Raw genomic sequence first — 18,630 nt, forward strand, 5'->3', positions numbered from 1 at the left:
GCTGCGCTGATGGCTCTGCGCACCGAGATCGGCAAGGTCGTCGTCGGCCAGGACGCGGTGGTCAGCGGTCTCGTGGTCGCGCTGCTGTGCCGCGGCCACGTCCTGCTCGAGGGGGTTCCTGGCGTCGCGAAGACGCTGCTGGTGCGCACCTTGGCGGCGGCGTTGCAACTGGAGTTCAAGCGGGTTCAGTTCACGCCGGACCTGATGCCCGGTGACGTCACCGGTTCGCTGGTCTACGACGCCCGCACGGCCGAGTTCACCTTCCGCGCCGGTCCCGTGTTCACGAATCTGCTTCTGGCCGACGAGGTCAACCGCACGCCACCCAAGACGCAGGCCGCCCTGTTGGAGGCGATGGAGGAGCGCCAGGTCAGCGTCGACGGCGATCCACGAGCGCTGCCCGACCCGTTCATCGTGGCCGCGACACAGAACCCGATCGAGTACGAGGGCACCTATCAACTGCCCGAAGCGCAGCTGGACCGGTTCCTGCTCAAGCTCGACATCCCGCTGCCGCCCCGGGATCAGGAGATCGCGATCCTGGATCGCCACGCCCGCGGGTTCGATCCGCGGGATCTGTCCGCCGTGCGGGCCGTCGCGGGACCGGCGGAGTTGGCCGCGGGCCGGGAGGCGGTCCGGCGAGTGCTCGTCGCCGACGAGGTGCTCGGCTACATCGTCGACATCGTCGGCGCCACAAGGCATTCCCCGTCGTTGAAGTTGGGGGTGTCGCCACGCGGGGCCACGGCGCTGATGGCCACGGCCCGGTCCTGGGCGTGGCTGTCGGGCCGCAGCTACGTGACCCCCGACGACGTGAAGGCGATGGCTCGCCCGACGCTGCGGCACCGGGTGGCTCTGCGACCGGAAGCCGAGCTGGAAGGTGCCAGCGCCGACGGTGTTCTCGAGGGCATCCTCTCCGCGGTACCGGTACCCCGCTGGTGATCCTGACCGGGCGCACGGGGCTGGTCGCGGCGGTGTGCGCAGTGCCGGTCGGGTTGTCACCCTCTCCTGCACTGACTTTCGTGGCCTTGTCGGCTCTGTTGTGCGCCGCCGTACTCGTCGACGTCGCGCTGGCGGGCAACCCGCGCGCACTCGAGTTCATGCGCAGCGGGACTCGATCGGCGCGGCTCGGCCAGCCGGTCGAGACGACCCTGCGCATCACCAACCGTGGGCGGTCCCGCTTCCGGGGGGTGGTGCGGGACGCCTGGGCGCCCAGCGCGGCCGCGACACCACGCACCCACGCGATCGATCTTGCTGTCGGAGCGCAGGTTTCGGTGACCACGACGCTGAACCCGGTTCGTCGCGGCGATCAGGTGTCCGGTCCCGTCACCGCCCGCTCGCTCGGCCCGCTGGGGCTGGCGGGCCGGCAGGGCTCGCACCGCGTCGAGGGCGACGTCCGCGTCCTGCCGCCGTTCCTCTCACGCAAGCATCTGCCGTCGCGGCTCGCGCGCTTGCGCGAACTCGAGGGTGCGACACCGGCGTTGATCCGCGGCCAGGGCAGCGAGTTCGATTCGCTGCGCGAGTACGTCGTCGGCGACGACGTCCGGTCGATCGACTGGCGTGCGACTGCCCGGCGCGCCGACGTGGTGGTGCGCACGTGGCGTCCCGAGCGGGATCGGCGGGTGGTGATCGTGCTGGACACCGGGCGGACGTCGGCGGGCCGCGTCGGTGTCGATCCCGCGGCGGCCGAGCCGGTCGGCTGGCCGCGGCTGGACTGGTCGATGGATGCCGCGCTGCTGCTGGCGGCGCTGGCGTCTCGCGCAGGTGATCATGTCGACTTCCTGGCACACGATCGCGTCACCCGGGCCGGTGTGTTCACCGCGTCGCGCAGCGAGCTGCTGGCTCGGCTCGTCGAGGCGATGGCGCCGTTGGAGCCGGCGCTGGTGGAGTCCGACGCGCGCGCGATGGTGGCGGCGGTGCTGCGGCGGGTGCGGCGGCGGGCGCTGGTCGTGCTGTTGACGGATCTGAACGCCGCCGCGATCGACGAGGGGCTGATGGGTGTGCTCGGGCAGCTGACGGCCAAGCATCAGGTGCTGCTGGCTGCGGTGTCCGACCCGCGGGTCGACGCGCTCGCGGCGGGTCGGGCGGATGCGGTCGAGGTGTACGACGCCGCGGCGGCCGAGCGGGCCCGAGGCGAGCGGCGCGACATCGCATCGCGGTTGCGCAGCCGCGGTGTCGACGTCGTCGACGCACCGCCGGAGGACCTGGCGCCGGCGCTGGCCGATCACTACCTGGCGATGAAGGCCACCGGCCGCCTGTAGGGCTCACCCTCTTTCGGCGAGCAGACACAAACTCGAGCTTTTCCGCGGCGTGTCGGCTCGAGTTCGTGTCTGCTCGCCGGGAGAAATTCATCCCCAGACACGCATTCATCCCCAGATGCACCGATTGGTGCGCCACACCCCCGTCGTGCCGGCCGCACGATCGCGGCATGCAACCGGCGCTCGCGGACCTGTTCATTCGCCACGGAGATTTCGTCGACACCGCAACGCTTCTCACCGTCATCACCCGCGGCCGGCTCGATCACCTGGCGAAGCGGGGTGAACTCATCCGCGTTCGGCATGGCATGTACGGCAGGGCGCTCCCCGACCGCGCGGGCCGACTCGCCGTACTCGATCACCACCTGGGTCAGCCCGCTGTCGCATGCCTGGGGACCGCGGCCGCGCTCTACGGCTTCGACACCGAGGGCACCACGACGCTGCATGTGCTCGACCCCGGCATTCGCCTGCGGCCGACCCTCGGTCTGATGGTGCACCAGCGTCTAGGCGCACCGCTGAAGCGTGTCGACGGCAGGCTCGCGACCGCTCCGGCATGGACCGCGGTCGAGACCGCTCGCATGCTGCCCCGGCCCCGCGCACTGGCCACTCTCGACGCGGCCCTGCACTCGGGATGGTGCACGCCCCGCGAGATCGAGCAAGCGATCACCGAGCAGAAAGGCCGCCGCGGCATCGTCGCGGTGCGCGCGCTGGCACCCGTCGCCGACGGCCGCGCCGAATCGCCGATGGAGAGCGAGGCCCGCCTGGTGATGATCGACGGCAGTCTCCCCCTGCCGGAGTTGCAGTACCAGATCGACAATTGGCGCGTCGATTTCGCCTGGCCCGACGCCGGTGTGGTTGCGGAGTACGAGAGTGTCGAATGGCACGCCGGACGGCTCGAGATGCTCCGCGATCGTGCACGTTTTGCCGCGATTCAACAGCTCGGGTGGACGGTCATTCCGATCGTGGCCGCCGACGTGCGGATGTATCCCCGGAAACTCGTCGAGCGGATCGCCGCACATCTGGACCGCCACATCCCCGCGAACAGTCGCAAACTCGCGTGAGACACGCCCAAAAGAGCTCGAGTTCGCGTCTGCTCGCCGGAACAAAGTCTGCTCGCCGGAACAAAGTCTGCTCGCCGGAACAAAGTCTGCTCGCCGGAACACACTCAGCCCGTCGGGACGTAGTCGGGTGCGTCGTCGATGTCCCCGGTCTCGCCGCGGCGCACAGCGCGACGCCCGAAGTACCCGACATAGCCGAGGAAGCAGGCCTCCGCGGCCACCCCGATCGCGATCCGCAGGAACGTGGGCAGCGGCGACGGCGTGACGAAGGCCTCGATCAGCCCCGCGATCGCCAGCACCGCGACCAGCCCGATCGCCACCGAGATCACCGCCCGGCCTTGTTCGGCGAGCACCTGCGCACGCGGCCGGTCCCCCGGCGCCACCACCGACCAGCCCAGCCGCATGCCCGCGGCCGCCGCCAGGAACACCGCGGTCAGTTCGATCAACCCGTGCGGGGTGATCAGCCCGAGGAAGACGTCGCCGCGGCCGGCGCCGAACATCACGCCCGCGAGCACCCCGAAGTTGAGCGCGTTCTGAAAGAGGATGTACGGGATGGGGATTCCGAGCAGGATCGCCGCGACCACGCACTGCGCGGCGATCCACGCGTTGTTGGTCCAGACGCTGAACGCGAACGACGCCGCCGGGTGCTCGCTGTAGTAGGCCGCGAACTCCGTGTTGACCAGCTGCTCGATCTCCCGCGGTGTGCCGATCGTGGCCTGCACCTCGGGGGTGCCGGCGACCCATACCGCCAACACCGCCGACACGGCGAAGAACGCGATCGCGGTACCCGCCCACCACCGCCAGGAGCGATACGCGACGACGGGGAACGACACCGTCCAGAAGCGCACGAACTCCCGCCACAGCGGGGCGTGCGCGGATGTGACGACGGAGCGTGCCCGTGCCACCAGGCTGGAGAGCTTGCCGACGAGCACCGCGTCCGCCGACGATGACCGCACCATCGACAGGTGCGTCGACACCCGCTGGTAGAGCTCCACCAGTTCGTCGGCTTCGGCACCGGTGAGCCGCCTGCGCCGCTTCACCAGATGGTCGAGGCGATCCCAGGCCGGCCGGTGCGCCAGCACGAACGCGTCGACATCCACCCCGCCGACTTTAGTAGCGTGGCAGCATGGCCAGCCCGCAGGTGGTGACCGGTGACGCGGTCGTCCTCGACATCCAGATCGCCCATTTGCCGGTGCGCGTCGTGTCGACGGTGATCGATGTCGTGGTCGTGGTCATCTTCTACGTTCTCGGTGTACTGCTGTGGGCATTGACGCTCTCGCAGTGGGATTCCGCGCTCTCCGATGCGGTGCTCATCGTGTTCACCGTGCTCACCCTGGTGGGGTATCCGTTGATCTTCGAGACCGCGACCCGGGGCAGGTCGCTCGGCAAGATGGCGATGGGGTTGCGCGTGGTTAGCGACGACGGCAGTCCAGAACGGTTCCGCCAGGCGTTGTTTCGCGCGCTGTCCGGAGTGCTGGAAATCTGGATGCTGACCGGTGGACCCGCGGTGATCTGCAGTCTGGTCTCGCCGCAGGGCAAGCGGATCGGCGACATCTTCGCCGGCACGGTCGTGATCACCGAACGCGGCCCCCGGATGGCACCGCCCCCGATGATGCCGCCGCAGCTCGCACCCTGGGCGTCGGCGCTCGAGCTGTCCGCACTGCGGCCCGAAACCGCCGAGATGGCAAGGCAGTACCTGAGTCGCGCGCACCAGCTCGATCCCCGGGTGCGCGACGAGATGGCCGGCCGCATCACCGGTGAGGTGGTCGCACAGGTCTCCCCGCCGCCCCCGCCGGGCACGCCGGCCGGCCAGGTGCTCGCCGCGGTGCTCGCCGAGCGGCATCGCCGGGCCGTGCAGCGCCTGCAGCCGCCCGCGCCGAACCCCTACTGACGCACCACGCCGACCATCGTCAGCACCGCGGCCACCAGGCTCGTGACCGTGCGCACGTGATTCCACGAGGTCCAACTCACCAGGTAGGTCTGCCACACATCAGGCGTGGCGGCGGCTGCGTCGAGCCCGTCGTTCAACGGCACGTTGGCCACGACCGTGACCACCGCTCCCGCCACCCCGAGCACGGCACCGGCCACGAGCCACCCACGACCGGGCGGCGAGGCCACCACCGCCGTCACCCCCATCGCGAGCGCCAGCAGCGCGGCACCGAAGTACGAGAGAAGGAACATCCCACTGGTCTGCGCCGCGCCGTTGATGCCCCTCATCGCCGCGACGGCGTTCTGCGGGCCGGCGCGGTCGAGGCCGGCCATCACGAATGTCGAGAACACGAGCATCATGCCGCCCGCCGCGGCGCTGGCCAGCGCGGAGGCGGACGAGACGACGGTCAGGGCACTGATGGTCATGGGGTCCAGTCCACCCGACTTCTGCAAGACGATCCATAGCCGAAACACGCAGAAACATCATCGCGCGTCTACCGTGACTCCATGGACGCTCTCGCCGGCCTGCTGGACGGTATCCGCGCCCGAGGCGCCTTCGTGCTGCGGATGCGGCTGGACCCGCCGTGGGCGATGCGCGTGTGCGACGAGGCGCCGTTGACCGTCGTCTGCCAGACGCACGGCCGCGCGGTGATCGTCCCCGCCGACTGCCGGCCGATCGACCTGACCGCCGGCCACCTGGCACTGACCCGCGGCACGCAGCCCTACGTCTTCGCCGACGACGCCGACACCCGGCCGACGATCGTCATCCATCCCGGCCAGCTCTGCACGACGGTGTCCGGGGACGACCTGCGTTTCGAGATGTCGCTGGGGGTGCGCACGTGGGGCAACAGTGGCACCGGCGCCTGCCGGTCGGTGATCGGAGCCTACGAGGGCCACAGCATGGTCAGCGCCCGACTGCTCGACGCGTTGCCACCGGTGGCCGTGGTGGCCGCCGACGCGTCGCTGGTGACGTTGCTCTCGGACGAGGCCGGACGCGACGGGCCCGGCCAGGAAGCGTATCTGGACCGGCTGCTCGATCTCCTGCTGATCTCCGCGGTTCGCACCTGGTTCGACCGCAGCGACGCAGCGCCGACGTGGTGGCGGGCCGAGCATGACGCGATGATCGGGCCCGCCCTGAAATTGATGTACCGCAACCCTTCTCACCCCTGGACGGTCGCGCGATTGGCCACCGCGGTCGGGAGTTCACGGGCTGCGTTCGCCCGCCGGTTCACCGATCTGGTCGGCGAGCCACCGATGGCGTTTCTGACCGGGTGGCGGCTCGCACTGGCCGCCGATCTGCTGCGCTCCGGCGCCACGGTCGCCGCGGTGGCCCACCAGGTCGGCTACGGCAGCCCGTTCGCGCTGAGCACCGCGTTCAAGCGCGTGCACGGTGTGAGCCCGCAGCAGCACCGCGCGGCCGCGAGCTGACTCAGCCAGGGATCCAGTTGCCGTGGAATCCGTGGGGAACCCGTTGCGGCAGTCCAATTCTCGCGATCGGCTGACCGGTGAAGTCGGCGGCGTCGATGATGACCAGATCACTGCCGTCTCGCTCGGCGTCGTACACATAGGCCAGGTACCAACCGCTGCTCTCGTCGGCCGGACCGTCGGCGGGCACGAACACCGCCTCGCCCGGACCTCCGGGTGAGGCTGCGGTGCCGAATCGGTGCTCCTGCGCGGCGCCGGTGACGAGGTCGTGACGGACCAGGCTCGCCCCGGCCACCGTCACCGAGTACCGGGCCGGCAGCGTCACCAGCCGGTCGTCGATCCGCGGGAACTCCACGGCCCTGTCGTCGAGCTGCGCCTCGGTGACGGTGCCGCGCAGCATGTCGATCGTCCACGTCCACATCACCGCCTTCGGCCCGAAATCACTGCTCTCGCGCCATAATTCGGCATATCTCACCGCTTGCAGGACCAGTCCGTCGGCGGTGTCGTGGGCGTTGACGACGTGGAACACGTAGCACGGGTCGATGTCGAACCACCGGATCGGACCGAACGGATCGTCACGCCGCAGGACACCCAACCGAGCTCCGTAATCGTCGTCCCAGCGGAACGGCATACTGCCCCGCATCGCCGCTTCCAGATTGAACACCACCGGAAGATCCATGAAGACAACGTGATCGGCGGTCAACGCGAAGTCGTGCATCATCGTCATCGCGGGCACCTCGACGGGGCGGTTGATCACCAGGTCACCGGAGGCGTCGGCACGGTGGTAGGTCACGTTGGGGCCGAGCAGATTTCCGTAGCCGAAGAAGTGGAGTTCGCCGGTGGTCGGGCAGATCTTCGGGTGGGCGGTCATCGCGTCGACGAGCTTGCCGCCGAAGTCGTAGGCGCCGACGGTGCGCAGGTCGTTGGTGATCTCGTAGGGCAGGGAGGATTCCACGAGCGCCAGAGTCTTGCCCGCGTGGTTGACGACGTGGGTGTTGGCGACGCTGGAGCGCAGGTTGCGGCTGCCGTCGGGGTTGTAGACGCCGAACGGCTCCTCGAAGCTCTCGGTGCGCACCCAGCGGTTGCGATACCAGGCCGCCCGGCCGCCTTCGATGCGCACACCGTGCACCATGCCGTCCCCGGTGAACCAGTGCCCGCCGTCGGCGCGCGGGTTGGGGCCGTTGCGCAGGTACCAGCCCGTCAGCTCAGGGGGAATGGCGCCCTCGACGGGCAGGTCGAAAGCGGTGAGTTCGTCGGGCACGGGCGCGTAGTTGCCGGTGCGGAACACGTCGACGGGCGCCTCGCTGTCGGTGTCGGTCATCCGACCAGCCTGCCACCTCATCTCAGAAAGTGACCGTTGCATCGCGATAGTTTCCGATATATCGTCAATGCATCGGAGCGCACCACCGCGCTCCCCACGACGTAAGGACACGACATGAACACCCCATTCACCCCTCCCGAGCCCGGCCCGAGTTTCGGTCCTGATTTCGGGTTCCGTCCCCACGACCGCCGCGCGCTGCACGAGCATCGGCGCCAGGCGCGACGCGAGTTCCGTGACCACCTCCGCGAGCACGTGCGTGATCACCGGGGCCAGGCCGGCTTCGGATTCGGCCCCTTCGCCCCCGGCCCCGGGTTCGGCCCGGGCTTCGGCCCGGGTTTCGGTCCGGGGCCGTTCGGCTTCGGCGCCGGCGGGCGCGGCGGCGGACGCCGCGGTGGCGGTCGCGGCCGACGCGGCGATGTGCGCGCGGCGATCCTCGCTCTGCTCGCGGAGCGGCCGATGCACGGCTACGAGATGATCCAGGAGATCGACGCGCGCAGCCAGCAACTGTGGAAGCCGAGCCCCGGTTCGGTGTATCCCACGCTGCAGCTGCTGGTCGACGAAGGTCTACTGGTGGCGACCGAGAGCGAAGGCAGCAAGAAGCTCTTCGAGCTGACCGACGAGGGTCGCGCGGCCGCCGAGAAGATCGAGACCCCGCCGTGGGACGAGATCACCTCGGGTGCCGATCCGGCCGCGATGGGCCTGCGCACCGCCATCGGCCAGCTGATGGGCGCGGTCGCGCAGTCAGCGCACGCCGCCACCGGTGAGCAGCAGCAGCGCATCGTCGAGATCGTCAACAATGCGCGCCGGGAGATCTATCAGGTCCTCAGCGAGGACTGAGCGCGCCATCTGAGTGCCGAGACCGGCGCGGTTTCTTTCCCGAACTCGGGATGAAACCGCGCCGGTTCTGCGTCACTAGTCACCATGCAGACTTTCAGCCTCGCCCACCACGTCGTCGGCCGCGTCGGATTCGGTGCCATGCAGCTGCCCGGACCGGGCGTGATGGGCCCGCCCCGGGACCACGACGAGGCGATCAGAGTCCTCAGACGCGCCTTGGAACTGGGCATCAACCACATCGACACCGCCGAGTTCTACGGTCCGAAGGTCGCCAACGAGCTGATCCGCGAGGCGTTGCACCCGTACCCGGAGAACCTGGCCCTGGTCAGCAAGGTCGGCGCGCGCCGCGACGAGGCGGGCAACTGGAACTCTGCCCAGCAGCCCGACGAGCTGCGTGCCGACATCGAGCAGAATCTCGAGACCCTGGGCACCGACCGCATCGCGGCGGTCAACCTGCGCATCCACTCCGGGGATCCCAACAGCGTCGGACCGGTCGACGCCGAGCTGTTCCCCCGCCAGCTCGACGCGATGATCGCCGCCCGCGACGAGGGCCTGATCGAGGGCATCGGGTTGAGCAGCGTGTCCGAAGAGCACCTGCGGATCGCGTTGGACAAGACCGACATCGTCACCGTGCAGAACGCCTACAACCTCGTCGACCGCACGTCCCAGCCGCTGCTCGACCTGTGCACCGAACGGGGCATCTCGTTCGTACCGTTCTTCCCGCTGGGGTCGGCTTTCACCGCCGACAACCCCGTGCTCGGGCATCCCGCGGTGCGGGCCGAAGCGGAGAAGCTGGGCCGCACCCCGGCGCAGATCGCATTGGCCTGGACGCTGAGCGTCGCCCCCAACGTTCTGCTGATCCCGGGGACTTCGTCGGTGGCGCACCTGGAGGAGAACACCGCGGTCGCCGACATCGAGCTCGACGAGGAGACCAAGCAGGCGCTCGACGCCGCCGTGTGAGGCCGGGCCGGGGATTCTTCGTTTCGCCGCCGGCGGCAATACCATCGACGTCATCATGACGACCAGTACCGCCGGGTCTCGACCCGACCAGTTGTCGGCGGAGGCGCAGCGCAGACGGACCTTCGCCGTCATCAGTCACCCCGACGCCGGCAAGTCCACCCTGACCGAAGCGCTGGTTCTGCACGCCAAAGCCATCACCGAGGCCGGTGCCATCCACGGCAAGGCCGGCCGCCGCTCCACCGTCTCGGACTGGATGGAGATGGAGAAGGCACGCGGCATCTCGATCACCTCGACGGCGCTGCAGTTCCCCTACGTCACCAAGACCGGGGACACCTGCGTGATCAACCTGCTCGACACCCCGGGCCACGCCGACTTCTCCGAGGACACCTACCGCGTGCTGACCGCCGTCGACTCGGCGGTCATGCTGATCGACGCGGCCAAGGGTCTGGAACCGCAGACACTCAAGCTGTTCCAGGTGTGCCGTCACCGCCGCATCCCGATCATCACGGTGATCAACAAGTGGGACCGTCCGGGCCGGCACGCACTGGAGTTGATCGACGAGATCCAGACCCGCATCGGACTCAAGCCGACGCCGCTGACATGGCCCGTCGGCATCGCCGGCGACTTCAAGGGTGTCTTGGACCGGCGCACCGGTACCTACATTCGCTTCACCCGGACCGCGGGCGGCGCGACCGCCGCGCCTGAGGAGCACATCGCCGCCGAGCAGGCGCACGACGCCGCGGGCGTGGACTGGGACACCGCGGTCGAGGAGTCGGAGCTGCTCAGTGCCGACGACGCCGATTTCGATCCCGAGACCTTCCGGGACTGCACGTCGAGCCCGGTGCTGTTCACCTCCGCGGCCCTCAATTTCGGGGTGAACCAGCTACTCGACGTGCTGTCCGAACTCGCCCCGCCACCGGCGGGCGCGCTCGACGCCGACGGCAACCGGCGCGAGGCGACGGCCCCGTTCAGCGCGTTCGTGTTCAAGGTGCAGGCCGGCATGGATTCGGCGCACCGGGACCGGATCGCTTATGCGCGAGTGTGTTCGGGCACCTTCGAACGCGGTGACGTGCTCACCCACGCGTCGACGGGCAAGCCGTTCGTCACCAAGTACGCGCAGACGGTGTTCGGTCAGCAGCGCTCCACGCTGGACACCGCGTGGCCCGGCGATGTCATCGGTCTCGCGAACGCTCAAGCCCTGCGCCCCGGCGACACGCTGTATTCCGAAGTGCCCGTGGTGTATCCGCCGATTCCGAGCTTCTCCCCCGAATATTTCTCGGTCGCGCGCGGCAAGGATCCGAGCAAGCACAAGCAGTTCCGCAAAGGCATCGAGCAGCTGGACCAGGAGGGCGTGGTGCAGGTGCTGCGCTCGGACCGGCGCGGCGAGCAGGCGCCGGTGCTCGCCGCGGTCGGGCCGATGCAGTTCGAGGTGGCAAGCCACCGGATGGCCGCCGAATTCGGCGCCCCGATCACGCTGGAACCGTTGAGCTACACGGTCGCTCGAATCACCGACGACGAGGGCGCCGAGGTGCTGCAGAAGCTGGCCTCGGTCGAGGTGTTCACCCGCACCGACGGCGTTCTGCTGGCGGTGTTCTCCACGAAGTGGCGGCTGGAGAACGTGGCGCGGGAGAACCCGGACGTCACGCTGCGCTCGCTGGTCGCGGCCGGCGACAACTAGCGCAGCTAGTCCACGTCCACCCAGTCCAGTGTGCGCGAGACGGCCTTCTGCCAGCCCGCGTATCCCTCGGTGCGCTGGTCGTCGGACCAGTCCGGCGACCAGCGCTTGTCCTCTTGCCAATTCGCGCGCAGGTCGTCGGCGCCGTCCCAGAACCCGACGCCCAGCCCGGCGGCATAGGCCGCGCCCAGCGCGGTGGTCTCGGCGACGACGGGCTTGACGACGTCGACGCCGAGCACGTCGGCCTGGATCTGCATGCACAGGTCGTTGGCCGTGATGCCGCCGTCGACCTTGAGTACCTCGAGGTGCACGCCGGAGTCGGCCTCCATCGCGTCGACGACGTCGCGGCTCTGGTAGCAGATCGCCTCGAGCGTCGCGCGCGCCACATGTGCGTTGGTGTTGTAGCGGGAGAGCCCGACGATCGCGCCGCGCGCATCCGAACGCCAGTACGGCGCGAAGAGACCCGAGAACGCCGGCACGAAGTACACGCCACCGTTGTCTTCGACTTGACGGGCGAGAGACTCGCTCTGCGAGGCGCCGCTGATGATGCCGAGTTGGTCGCGCAGCCACTGCACGGCCGAACCGGTCACCGCGATCGAACCCTCCAGGGCGTACACGGGTTTCGAGTCACCGAACTGGTAGCAGACCGTGGTCAGTAGCCCGTTGTCGGAGCGGACGATCTTCTCCCCGGTGTTGAGGAGCAGGAAATTGCCTGTGCCATAGGTGTTCTTGGCTTCGCCTTCGGCGAGGCAGACCTGCCCGACCATCGCCGCCTGCTGGTCGCCCAGGATGCCGGTGATCGGGATCTCGCCGTCGGCCGGGCCGGTGTCACGGGTGGTGCCGAACGGTTCGGTCACCGACGACGGCCGGATCTCGGGCAGCATCTGACGCGGAATCCCGAAGAACGACAGCAACTCGTCGTCCCAGTCGAGTGTCTCCAGGTTCATCAGCATCGTGCGACTGGCGTTGGTGACGTCGGTGACGTGCACTCCGCCGCGGTGCCCACCGGTGAGGTTCCACAGCACCCAGGTGTCCGTGGTGCCGAAGATCGCGTCGCCCTTCTCGGCGTCCTCCCGCACCCCGTCGACGTTGTCGAGGATCCACTGCACCTTGCCGCCGGCGAAGTAGGTGGCCGGCGGCAGCCCGGCCTTGCGGCGGATGATGTCACCGCGCTCGTCGCGGTCCATGGCCGAGGCGATGCGGTCGGTCCGGGTGTCCTGCCAGACGATCGCATTGTGGTAAGGCCGTCCTGTTTTGCGGTTCCAGACCAGTGAGGTCTCACGCTGGTTGGTGATCCCGAGCGCCGCGAGGTCGCCGGTCGACAGGTTCGTCTTGTTCAGTGCCGTCGCCAGCACCGAGCCGGTGCGCTCCCAGATCTCCACGGGGTTGTGTTCGACCCAGCCGGCCCGGGGCAGGATCTGTTCGTGTTCGAGTTGGTGACGACCCACCTCGGCGCCGTCATGGTCGAAGATCATGCACCGGGTGCTGGTGGTGCCCTGGTCGATTGCAGCGACGAAGTCGGCCATCGGTCCATGATGGACCACCAGACCGAGCTGATCGACCGAACGCCCCGCCGGGTCGCGCTAGAGTGCGAAGACGCGACGGAAAGGTGCCGCTCATCAACGCTCGATCCCGCCGCTACGGTTTCGCCGGTCTCATCGCCACCGCTGCGGCCGCGCCGCTCCTGTTCAGCGGGCCCGCGCTCGCTCAGCCCGCTCCCCCACCCGCCGATCCCCGGGCCGGGTGCGAGTCTCCCGAGTACGGCGGCGTCTTCGTGCCCGTGACCGCGACCCGTGCCGAATGCCAGTACATCATCGCAGGCAGCTTCTACTACGACGATTACGACAACGGCGTCTACACCGGCACGCTCGTGTACCGCGACGGCGCGAAGGTTCCCACGGAGCGCCCGCAGATGCCCGAACTGTTCACCATGCCCGGTGGCGGCCTGCCGCCTGTCGTGCCGTTCCAGGTGGGGCCCTGAACCGCCCCGCCCCGCCGGCGGGCCTGGTGAACATGCCACGCGGCGGTCCGAAGGCCTCCTGCCTGGACCGCCTGCTGGAGACCGACCGCCAGGAGTACCTGGACCGCGATGACGTCGACCCGAAGGTCAAGCGCAGCGTGATCCGCGCGCTGGACTGGACCGGCGACGTGTTCGGCAATCACGACCGATTCGCCACGATCGCGCTCGAGCAGGTCGCCGACGTCCCCGACCCGCGCATCCTCGAGCTGGGGGCGGGCCATGGTGCCTTGTCGCGCCGGCTGCTCGAATGGCATCCGTCGGCCCGCGTCACCGTCACCGACGTCGAACCCGAATCCGTCGCGACCATCGAAGCCGAGCTCGGCGCGCACCCCCGCGCCACCGTCGCACAGATGGACGCCACCGCGCTCGACGCCGCCGACGGCGCCTACGACCTCGCGGTGTTCGCTCTGGCGTTCCACCACCTGCCGCCGACCGCCGCCGCGAGGGTCCTCGCCGAGGGCACCCGCGTGGCCACCACACTGCTGATCATCGATCTGCCCCGCCCGCCGACGCCGCTTCACCTGGCCCGGTTGGCGACGATGCTGCCGCTGGCACCGTTCCTGCCGTTCGCCCACGACGGCGTGATCAGCTCGCTGCGGACCTACAGCCCGTCGGCGCTGCGCGCACTCGCCCGTCACGCCGATCCGGACATGCGTGTGGAACTGCGCGGCGGCTGCCTCAGCCCGCAGGTGATGCTGGCCTCGCGAGGACCGTCGGCAGGCGCCTGAGCCACGGTCGCGACGCCCTCGACAAGCTGCGCCGAACCGGTCGCGCTCCGACCGAGGCGGCATAATGTGACAGCATCGCGGGGGTTGCTGGTTGTGCGGGGGGAGGTTCGATGGAGGGGACTCCCTTCGGTCGGTACCGGTTGATCGAGGTGCTGGGCCGTGGCGGCATGGGCGAGGTGTGGCGCGCCCACGACACGGTGACCGACCGCGTGGTGGCGCTCAAACTGCTGCCCGCCCAGTGGGCCGAGGACGAGCTCTACCTGCAGCGCTTCCGCCGTGAGGCGCACGCCGCCGCCCGACTGACCGAGCCCCACGTGGTGCCGATCCACAACTACGGCGAGGTGGACGGTCGGCTGTACGTGGACATGCGGCTGATCGACGGCTGTGACCTGCAGACGTTGCTCGGCAGTGGGGTGCTCGTCCCGGGCCGGGCGGTGGTGATCGTCGAGCAGGTCGCGATGGCGCTCGACGCCGCGCATCAGGCCGGGCTGGTGCACCGCGACGTCAAGCCGTCCAACATCCTCATCGCCCGTTACGACTTCGCCTACCTGATCGATTTCGGCGTGGCACGGGCCGTGACCGACACCGGCCTGACCAACTCCGCGCACATCGTCGGCACCCTGCCGTACATGGCGCCCGAACGGTTCCGCAACGGGATCAGCGACGTGCGGTCCGATGTGTACTCGCTGACATGCGTTCTGGCGCAATGCCTGACGGGCAGGACACCGTTCCCCGGCCAGAGTGTCGAGGAGCAGATGATGGCGCATCTGACCGCGCCACCGCCGATGCCGTCGACGATGACCCCGTACATCCCGGCCGCGTTCGACGCCGTCATCGCCACAGGCATGGCCAAGAACCCCGACGATCGGTACCAGACCGCGCTGGAGCTCGCCGAAGCGGCGAGCCGCGCGCTCGACAGCGCCGCGTCCACCCCGGTGCGGGTGTCGGTGACGGCGAACCCGCCCGGCGCGGACGGCGACATGGCCGCGACGCTTCTGGGCGGTGAGCCCGGCGGGCAGGAGACGAGCGAGGGCGGCCTGGACCTCACGCGCACGGGCGACTCCATCGACGATCTCCTGGACCGGGCGGTCGCCGCCGTCAACAGCGGTGACCGGGTCAAGGCGTCCGCGCTGGCCGACCAGGTCCTGGCCGTCGACCACCGCAACGCCGAGGCCGAGGACCTGTTGCGAGCGCCCACCGATCGGGGCGAGATCCGCCGCCTGACCATGATCTCGGCCGACCTCGTCGATGCCACCGAGCTGGCGCTGCGTGTGGAGCCGGAGACCCACCGCCTCCTGGTCAGCCGTTTCCGCGACCTCGTGCGGCAGGTCGCCGACCGCTACGAGGGTCACGTCGCCTCCTCCAAGGCCGACGGCCTGCTGGTGGTGTTCGGTTATCCGAACGCCCATGACGACGACGTGCGCCGCGCGGTCCAGGCGGGGCTCGACATCGCGCGCGACGTGGAACGGCTCAGCGAGCAGGCGAGGCGCCGATTCGGTGCGGGTGTCGACGTCCGCATCGGTGTGCACCGCGGGCCGGTCTATCTCGACAGCGACCAGGACGACGTGTACGGCCTGGCGGTCAGCCTCGCCGCGCAGGTGTCGGCCCTGGCGCCGACCGGCGGGGTGGCGGTGTCGCACTCGGTGGAACCATTGGTGCGCAACGCGTTCGATCTGGAACGGATGCCGTCGGCGGCGATGCCAGGCTCGGCGGAGGTGCTCAATCCGTTCCGCGTCCTCGGCGAGCGCGCCTACACCACGACCGCACCGATGGGTCCGCTGGTGGGACGGGACCGCGAGTTCAGCCGGTTGGAGAAGAGTTGGCGGCGCGCACAGGCGGGCACGCTGACGGTGCCGGCTGTGGTGTTCCGCGGCGAGGCGGGCATCGGCAAGAGCCGGCTCGCCGCGGCGGCCACCGAGCTGGTGACCCGGGACAACGCCACGGCCATCGAACTCGTCGGCTCCCCCGTGCACGCCGACGTGGGCCTGCATCCGGCGCGACTGCTGCTGGAGCGCCGCTGCGGCATCACCCGGGTCACCGAGCCGGTCCGCCGCCTGCACCTGCTGGAGGCCGAACTGCTCGCGCTGGGCCTCGACCCGGGGACCGAGATCGGTTTGCTCGCACCGATTCTGGGTCTCGATGCCGCTCTCGGCTATGCGCCACCGCAAGCGGAGGGCCGCAAACTGGCCGAACTCATCGCGGCGGCCATGAAGAACTATCTGTTCGCCGTGTTCGGCGGCCGGCCCGGGCTGCTCCTGGCCGAGGACGTCCATTGGTTCGACAGGTCCACGCTCGACCTGCTGGGCAGTGTGCTCGCGGCGACCGACGGCCGGCTGCTGGTGGTGATCACCGGTCGCGAAGGCAGTTGGCTCGGTGAGCAGTGGCCCGCCAAGGTCTTCGACCTGTCGCCGCTGTCCGACGAACAGACCGACGAGCTGGTGTTGGCCCTCGATCCGCGGATCGCGCCCGAGCAGTGTGCGGCGGTGCGGGCGCGCTGCGGCGGTGTGCCGTACTACATCGAGCAGGTGGTCAACGGACTCGAATCCGACTCGGGCGCAGCAGCTTCCACCGTGCCCGATTCTCTCTACGAGCCGCTGTTCGCCAGGCTGCTCGCCGTCCCCGATGTCGTGCCGGTCGTCGAGGCGGCGGCGGTGATCGGCAGACAGGTGGATCGTTCCCTGCTCATCGCGGTGTCGGCGCTGAGCGAGGACAAGGTCGACGACGTGATCGACGAGCTCGAGGACGCCAAGGTGTTCGAGCCGCACGGGCCCGACGTGTGGAAGTTCCGCCACGAGCTGCTGCGGGAGGTGGCCGCTGAACTGGCGCCGCCGAGCGTGCGCCGGGCGTTGCACGGCCGGACCGCCGACGTCCTGGTCGCCGGCGCGGCCGGGGAGCCGGACTGGCGTCTGGTCGCCGCGCACTACGAGCAGGCCGAGCGGCACGCCGACGCCGCCGGGGCGTATCGCGAGGCGTCGGCCACCGCACGCCGGCGCGGTGCGCTGGAGGAAGCCCGCACGTACCTGACGCGGTCGCTGGCCCAGCTGGAGCTCTGCCCGCCCGGGCGTGATCGCGACCGCCTGGAGATCGAGCCGCGGCTCGAGCGCGGGTTCCTCACCTCCACCGCCGAGGGTTACCAAAGCCCTTCAGTGGCTGAGGATCTGGAGCGAAGCCTGCAGATCGTCGGTTCGGATCTGCACGACGATCAGGTGATCGGGACGCTGCTCGCGGTGAGCAGCTACTACATCAACAAATCCGATCTGCGCCGCGCACACCAGCTGGCGGAGGCGCTGCAGGAGACTCCCGACGAGCGGCGCCGGGTGTGGAACCCGGCCATCGCCTGCGTGCAGGGCATGGTGATGTTCCTGCGCGGCGAATTCGACCAGGCGCGTAGGTATTTCGAGGAGGCCAGCGCCGGCTTCGACGCCGAGGGTCAGAACAGCATGCAGGAGCTGTGGTTCATCCCCTGGGACGTGGTCGCGCTGGCCTACGAGCACCTCTCGATCTACCACGTGCTGCGAGGTGAGCAGGCGGCCGCGGAACTCGCGATGGCGAAGGCCGAGAATCGGGGGGACGAACTGGCGTTCCCGTGGGGTCCCTACAACCAGGCGTACGCCAACCACATCGAGATCTGGCTGCGCCGGGAGAGCGGCGACCTCGATCGCGCCGAGCGGGTGGTGTCCGACATGGTCGAGCGGGCCGAGCGCTACGGCATCGACTTCTGGCACGCGCTGGGCTCGACGCTGGGGCAGGCCACCGTCGCGGCCGAGATGTCATTGCGCGCAGCCCGGCCCGCGCACGAGCTGTCGGCGCAGATCGATGCGCTCACCGGGTTCACCGACTTCTGGCGATCCCTCGGGCTGTACGCCTATCAAACCCAATACGACTGCGTGATCGGCCAACTGCTGATCGCGGCCGGCCGGCTAGACGACGCCCGCGACCGCATCGATGCAGCGCTGCAGATCGCCGAGGACACCCAGATGCACTTCTTCGACGCGGAGTTGTTGCGGGCGCGCGCCAAGACGCACACCGACCCCGACACCAGCGCCGCGGATCTGGGAGTGGCGATGGCGCTCGCCCGACACCAGGGGGCGCCGCTCTACGAGCTCCGGGCCGCCCTCGACGACGTCGACCTCCGCGGCGAGCCTGCCCGTCCCCAGCTCGCCGACGCACTGAACCGGCTTCCCGCGGACTGCACCCTGCCCGACGTGGTACGGGCGCGCGCCGTCCTCGGCTGACCGGGTGGCCGGACCCGGAGTCTCGGCGCACGTACTCCGCCGAAGACCCCGGACCCGGCCGGGCGGCCGCATGAGTCCCCTCGCATCAGCGGCCTGCTCGTCGGGCACCGGTCGTGCCGTCCCCCGATCGGTGGCGCGGCCGGATTGTCGACCGTGCCGTCCCGGTGTCCGCGACGAGTGAGACAACGATCACGGGACG

At 69.6% G+C, this 18,630-nt stretch carries 15 protein-coding genes; 11 read left to right on the forward strand and 4 right to left on the reverse strand.

What is annotated here, in order from left to right:
• Window positions 1-9: 9 nt before the first annotated feature.
• The 3 genes from MHN84_RS10780 to MHN84_RS10790 all read left to right on the forward strand — a co-directional run bounded on the left by MHN84_RS10780 (window position 10) and on the right by MHN84_RS10790 (window position 3,307).
• The gene (locus MHN84_RS10780; RefSeq protein WP_241204853.1) at window positions 10-933 is read left to right on the forward strand and encodes a MoxR family ATPase; all 924 of its coding nucleotides are present in this window, start codon (window positions 10-12) and stop codon (window positions 931-933) included.
• Window positions 930-2,252 carry a DUF58 domain-containing protein gene (locus tag MHN84_RS10785; protein WP_241204632.1) on the forward strand — a complete coding sequence of 441 codons (1,323 nt, stop codon included), beginning with the start codon at window positions 930-932 and terminating at the stop codon, window positions 2,250-2,252. Before MHN84_RS10780 ends, MHN84_RS10785 begins: the two co-directional genes overlap by 4 nt.
• 167 nt (window positions 2,253-2,419) lie before the next feature.
• Window positions 2,420-3,307 (forward strand): hypothetical protein, encoded by an 888-nt coding sequence (locus tag MHN84_RS10790; protein WP_241204633.1) that lies wholly within the window; start codon window positions 2,420-2,422, stop codon window positions 3,305-3,307.
• 104 nt (window positions 3,308-3,411) lie between these two features.
• Here MHN84_RS10790 and MHN84_RS10795 read toward each other — a convergent pair whose 3' ends face one another.
• Complete coding sequence (locus tag MHN84_RS10795; RefSeq protein ID WP_241204634.1) at window positions 3,412-4,404, reverse strand: stage II sporulation protein M; 993 nt, start codon at window positions 4,402-4,404, stop codon at window positions 3,412-3,414.
• A gap of 26 nt (window positions 4,405-4,430) precedes the next feature.
• Here MHN84_RS10795 and MHN84_RS10800 point away from each other — a divergent pair, with 26 nt between their 5' ends.
• Window positions 4,431-5,195: an RDD family protein gene (locus MHN84_RS10800; RefSeq protein WP_241204635.1), complete on the forward strand. Its 765-nt coding sequence runs from the start codon at window positions 4,431-4,433 to the stop codon at window positions 5,193-5,195.
• Here MHN84_RS10800 and MHN84_RS10805 read toward each other — a convergent pair.
• Window positions 5,189-5,659, reverse strand: coding sequence for an anthrone oxygenase family protein (locus MHN84_RS10805; protein ID WP_241204636.1), 471 nt, complete (start codon window positions 5,657-5,659; stop codon window positions 5,189-5,191). The genes MHN84_RS10800 and MHN84_RS10805 overlap by 7 nt on opposite strands.
• A gap of 81 nt (window positions 5,660-5,740) precedes the next feature.
• On the opposite strand from MHN84_RS10805, the gene MHN84_RS10810 reads away from it, so the two are divergent.
• The gene (locus MHN84_RS10810) at window positions 5,741-6,661 is read left to right on the forward strand and encodes an AraC family transcriptional regulator (RefSeq protein ID WP_241204637.1); all 921 of its coding nucleotides are present in this window, start codon (window positions 5,741-5,743) and stop codon (window positions 6,659-6,661) included.
• A gap of 1 nt (window position 6,662) precedes the next feature.
• Here the strand turns inward: MHN84_RS10810 and MHN84_RS10815 are convergent, their stop codons facing one another.
• Window positions 6,663-7,979, reverse strand: a complete 1,317-nt coding sequence (locus tag MHN84_RS10815; RefSeq protein WP_241204638.1) for a carotenoid oxygenase family protein — start codon at window positions 7,977-7,979, stop codon at window positions 6,663-6,665.
• A gap of 114 nt (window positions 7,980-8,093) precedes the next feature.
• On the opposite strand from MHN84_RS10815, the gene MHN84_RS10820 reads away from it, so the two are divergent.
• The 3 genes from MHN84_RS10820 (at window position 8,094) to MHN84_RS10830 (ending at window position 11,451) form a co-directional block, all read left to right on the forward strand.
• Window positions 8,094-8,816: a PadR family transcriptional regulator gene (locus tag MHN84_RS10820; RefSeq protein ID WP_241204639.1), complete on the forward strand. Its 723-nt coding sequence runs from the start codon at window positions 8,094-8,096 to the stop codon at window positions 8,814-8,816.
• An 84-nt stretch (window positions 8,817-8,900) separates the two neighbouring features.
• On the forward strand, window positions 8,901-9,773 hold the full coding sequence (locus MHN84_RS10825; RefSeq protein ID WP_241204640.1) for an oxidoreductase: 873 nt from the start codon (window positions 8,901-8,903) through the stop codon (window positions 9,771-9,773).
• Window positions 9,774-9,828: 55 nt separating this feature from the next.
• On the forward strand, window positions 9,829-11,451 hold the full coding sequence (locus MHN84_RS10830; protein WP_241204641.1) for a peptide chain release factor 3: 1,623 nt from the start codon (window positions 9,829-9,831) through the stop codon (window positions 11,449-11,451).
• 5 nt (window positions 11,452-11,456) lie between these two features.
• Here the strand turns inward: MHN84_RS10830 and glpK are convergent, their stop codons facing one another.
• On the reverse strand, window positions 11,457-12,974 hold the full coding sequence (gene glpK, locus MHN84_RS10835; RefSeq protein ID WP_241204642.1) for a glycerol kinase GlpK: 1,518 nt from the start codon (window positions 12,972-12,974) through the stop codon (window positions 11,457-11,459).
• An 83-nt stretch (window positions 12,975-13,057) separates the two neighbouring features.
• Between glpK and MHN84_RS10840 the strand changes: the two genes are divergently transcribed.
• The 3 genes from MHN84_RS10840 to MHN84_RS10850 all read left to right on the forward strand — a co-directional run bounded on the left by MHN84_RS10840 (window position 13,058) and on the right by MHN84_RS10850 (window position 18,431).
• Window positions 13,058-13,429, forward strand: coding sequence for a hypothetical protein (locus tag MHN84_RS10840; protein ID WP_241204643.1), 372 nt, complete (start codon window positions 13,058-13,060; stop codon window positions 13,427-13,429).
• A gap of 32 nt (window positions 13,430-13,461) precedes the next feature.
• Complete coding sequence (locus tag MHN84_RS10845; RefSeq protein ID WP_241204854.1) at window positions 13,462-14,196, forward strand: class I SAM-dependent methyltransferase; 735 nt, start codon at window positions 13,462-13,464, stop codon at window positions 14,194-14,196.
• A gap of 110 nt (window positions 14,197-14,306) precedes the next feature.
• A complete protein-coding gene (locus MHN84_RS10850; RefSeq protein ID WP_241204644.1) occupies window positions 14,307-18,431 on the forward strand; it encodes a serine/threonine-protein kinase PknK in 4,125 nt (1,374 codons plus the stop codon).
• The last annotated feature ends 199 nt before the right edge of the window (window positions 18,432-18,630 follow it).

Source organism: Mycobacterium sp. PSTR-4-N (assembly GCF_022348085.1).
GTDB lineage: Bacteria > Actinomycetota > Actinomycetes > Mycobacteriales > Mycobacteriaceae > Mycobacterium.

Bases quoted from the DNA above. Each gene is read 5' to 3' on its own strand.
- MHN84_RS10790 (WP_241204633.1), top strand. From the start codon at position 2,420: ATGCAACCGGCGCTCGCGGACCTGTTCATTCGCCACGGAGATTTCGTC.
- MHN84_RS10850 (WP_241204644.1), top strand. From the start codon at position 14,307: ATGGAGGGGACTCCCTTCGGTCGGTACCGGTTGATCGAGGTGCTGGGC.
- MHN84_RS10845 (WP_241204854.1), top strand. From the start codon at position 13,462: ATGCCACGCGGCGGTCCGAAGGCCTCCTGCCTGGACCGCCTGCTGGAG.
- glpK (WP_241204642.1), bottom strand. From the start codon at position 12,974: ATGGCCGACTTCGTCGCTGCAATCGACCAGGGCACCACCAGCACCCGG.
- MHN84_RS10810 (WP_241204637.1), top strand. From the start codon at position 5,741: ATGGACGCTCTCGCCGGCCTGCTGGACGGTATCCGCGCCCGAGGCGCC.
- MHN84_RS10800 (WP_241204635.1), top strand. From the start codon at position 4,431: ATGGCCAGCCCGCAGGTGGTGACCGGTGACGCGGTCGTCCTCGACATC.
- MHN84_RS10780 (WP_241204853.1), top strand. From the start codon at position 10: ATGGCTCTGCGCACCGAGATCGGCAAGGTCGTCGTCGGCCAGGACGCG.
- MHN84_RS10830 (WP_241204641.1), top strand. From the start codon at position 9,829: ATGACGACCAGTACCGCCGGGTCTCGACCCGACCAGTTGTCGGCGGAG.
- MHN84_RS10815 (WP_241204638.1), bottom strand. From the start codon at position 7,979: ATGACCGACACCGACAGCGAGGCGCCCGTCGACGTGTTCCGCACCGGC.
- MHN84_RS10805 (WP_241204636.1), bottom strand. From the start codon at position 5,659: ATGACCATCAGTGCCCTGACCGTCGTCTCGTCCGCCTCCGCGCTGGCC.
- MHN84_RS10820 (WP_241204639.1), top strand. From the start codon at position 8,094: ATGAACACCCCATTCACCCCTCCCGAGCCCGGCCCGAGTTTCGGTCCT.
- MHN84_RS10825 (WP_241204640.1), top strand. From the start codon at position 8,901: ATGCAGACTTTCAGCCTCGCCCACCACGTCGTCGGCCGCGTCGGATTC.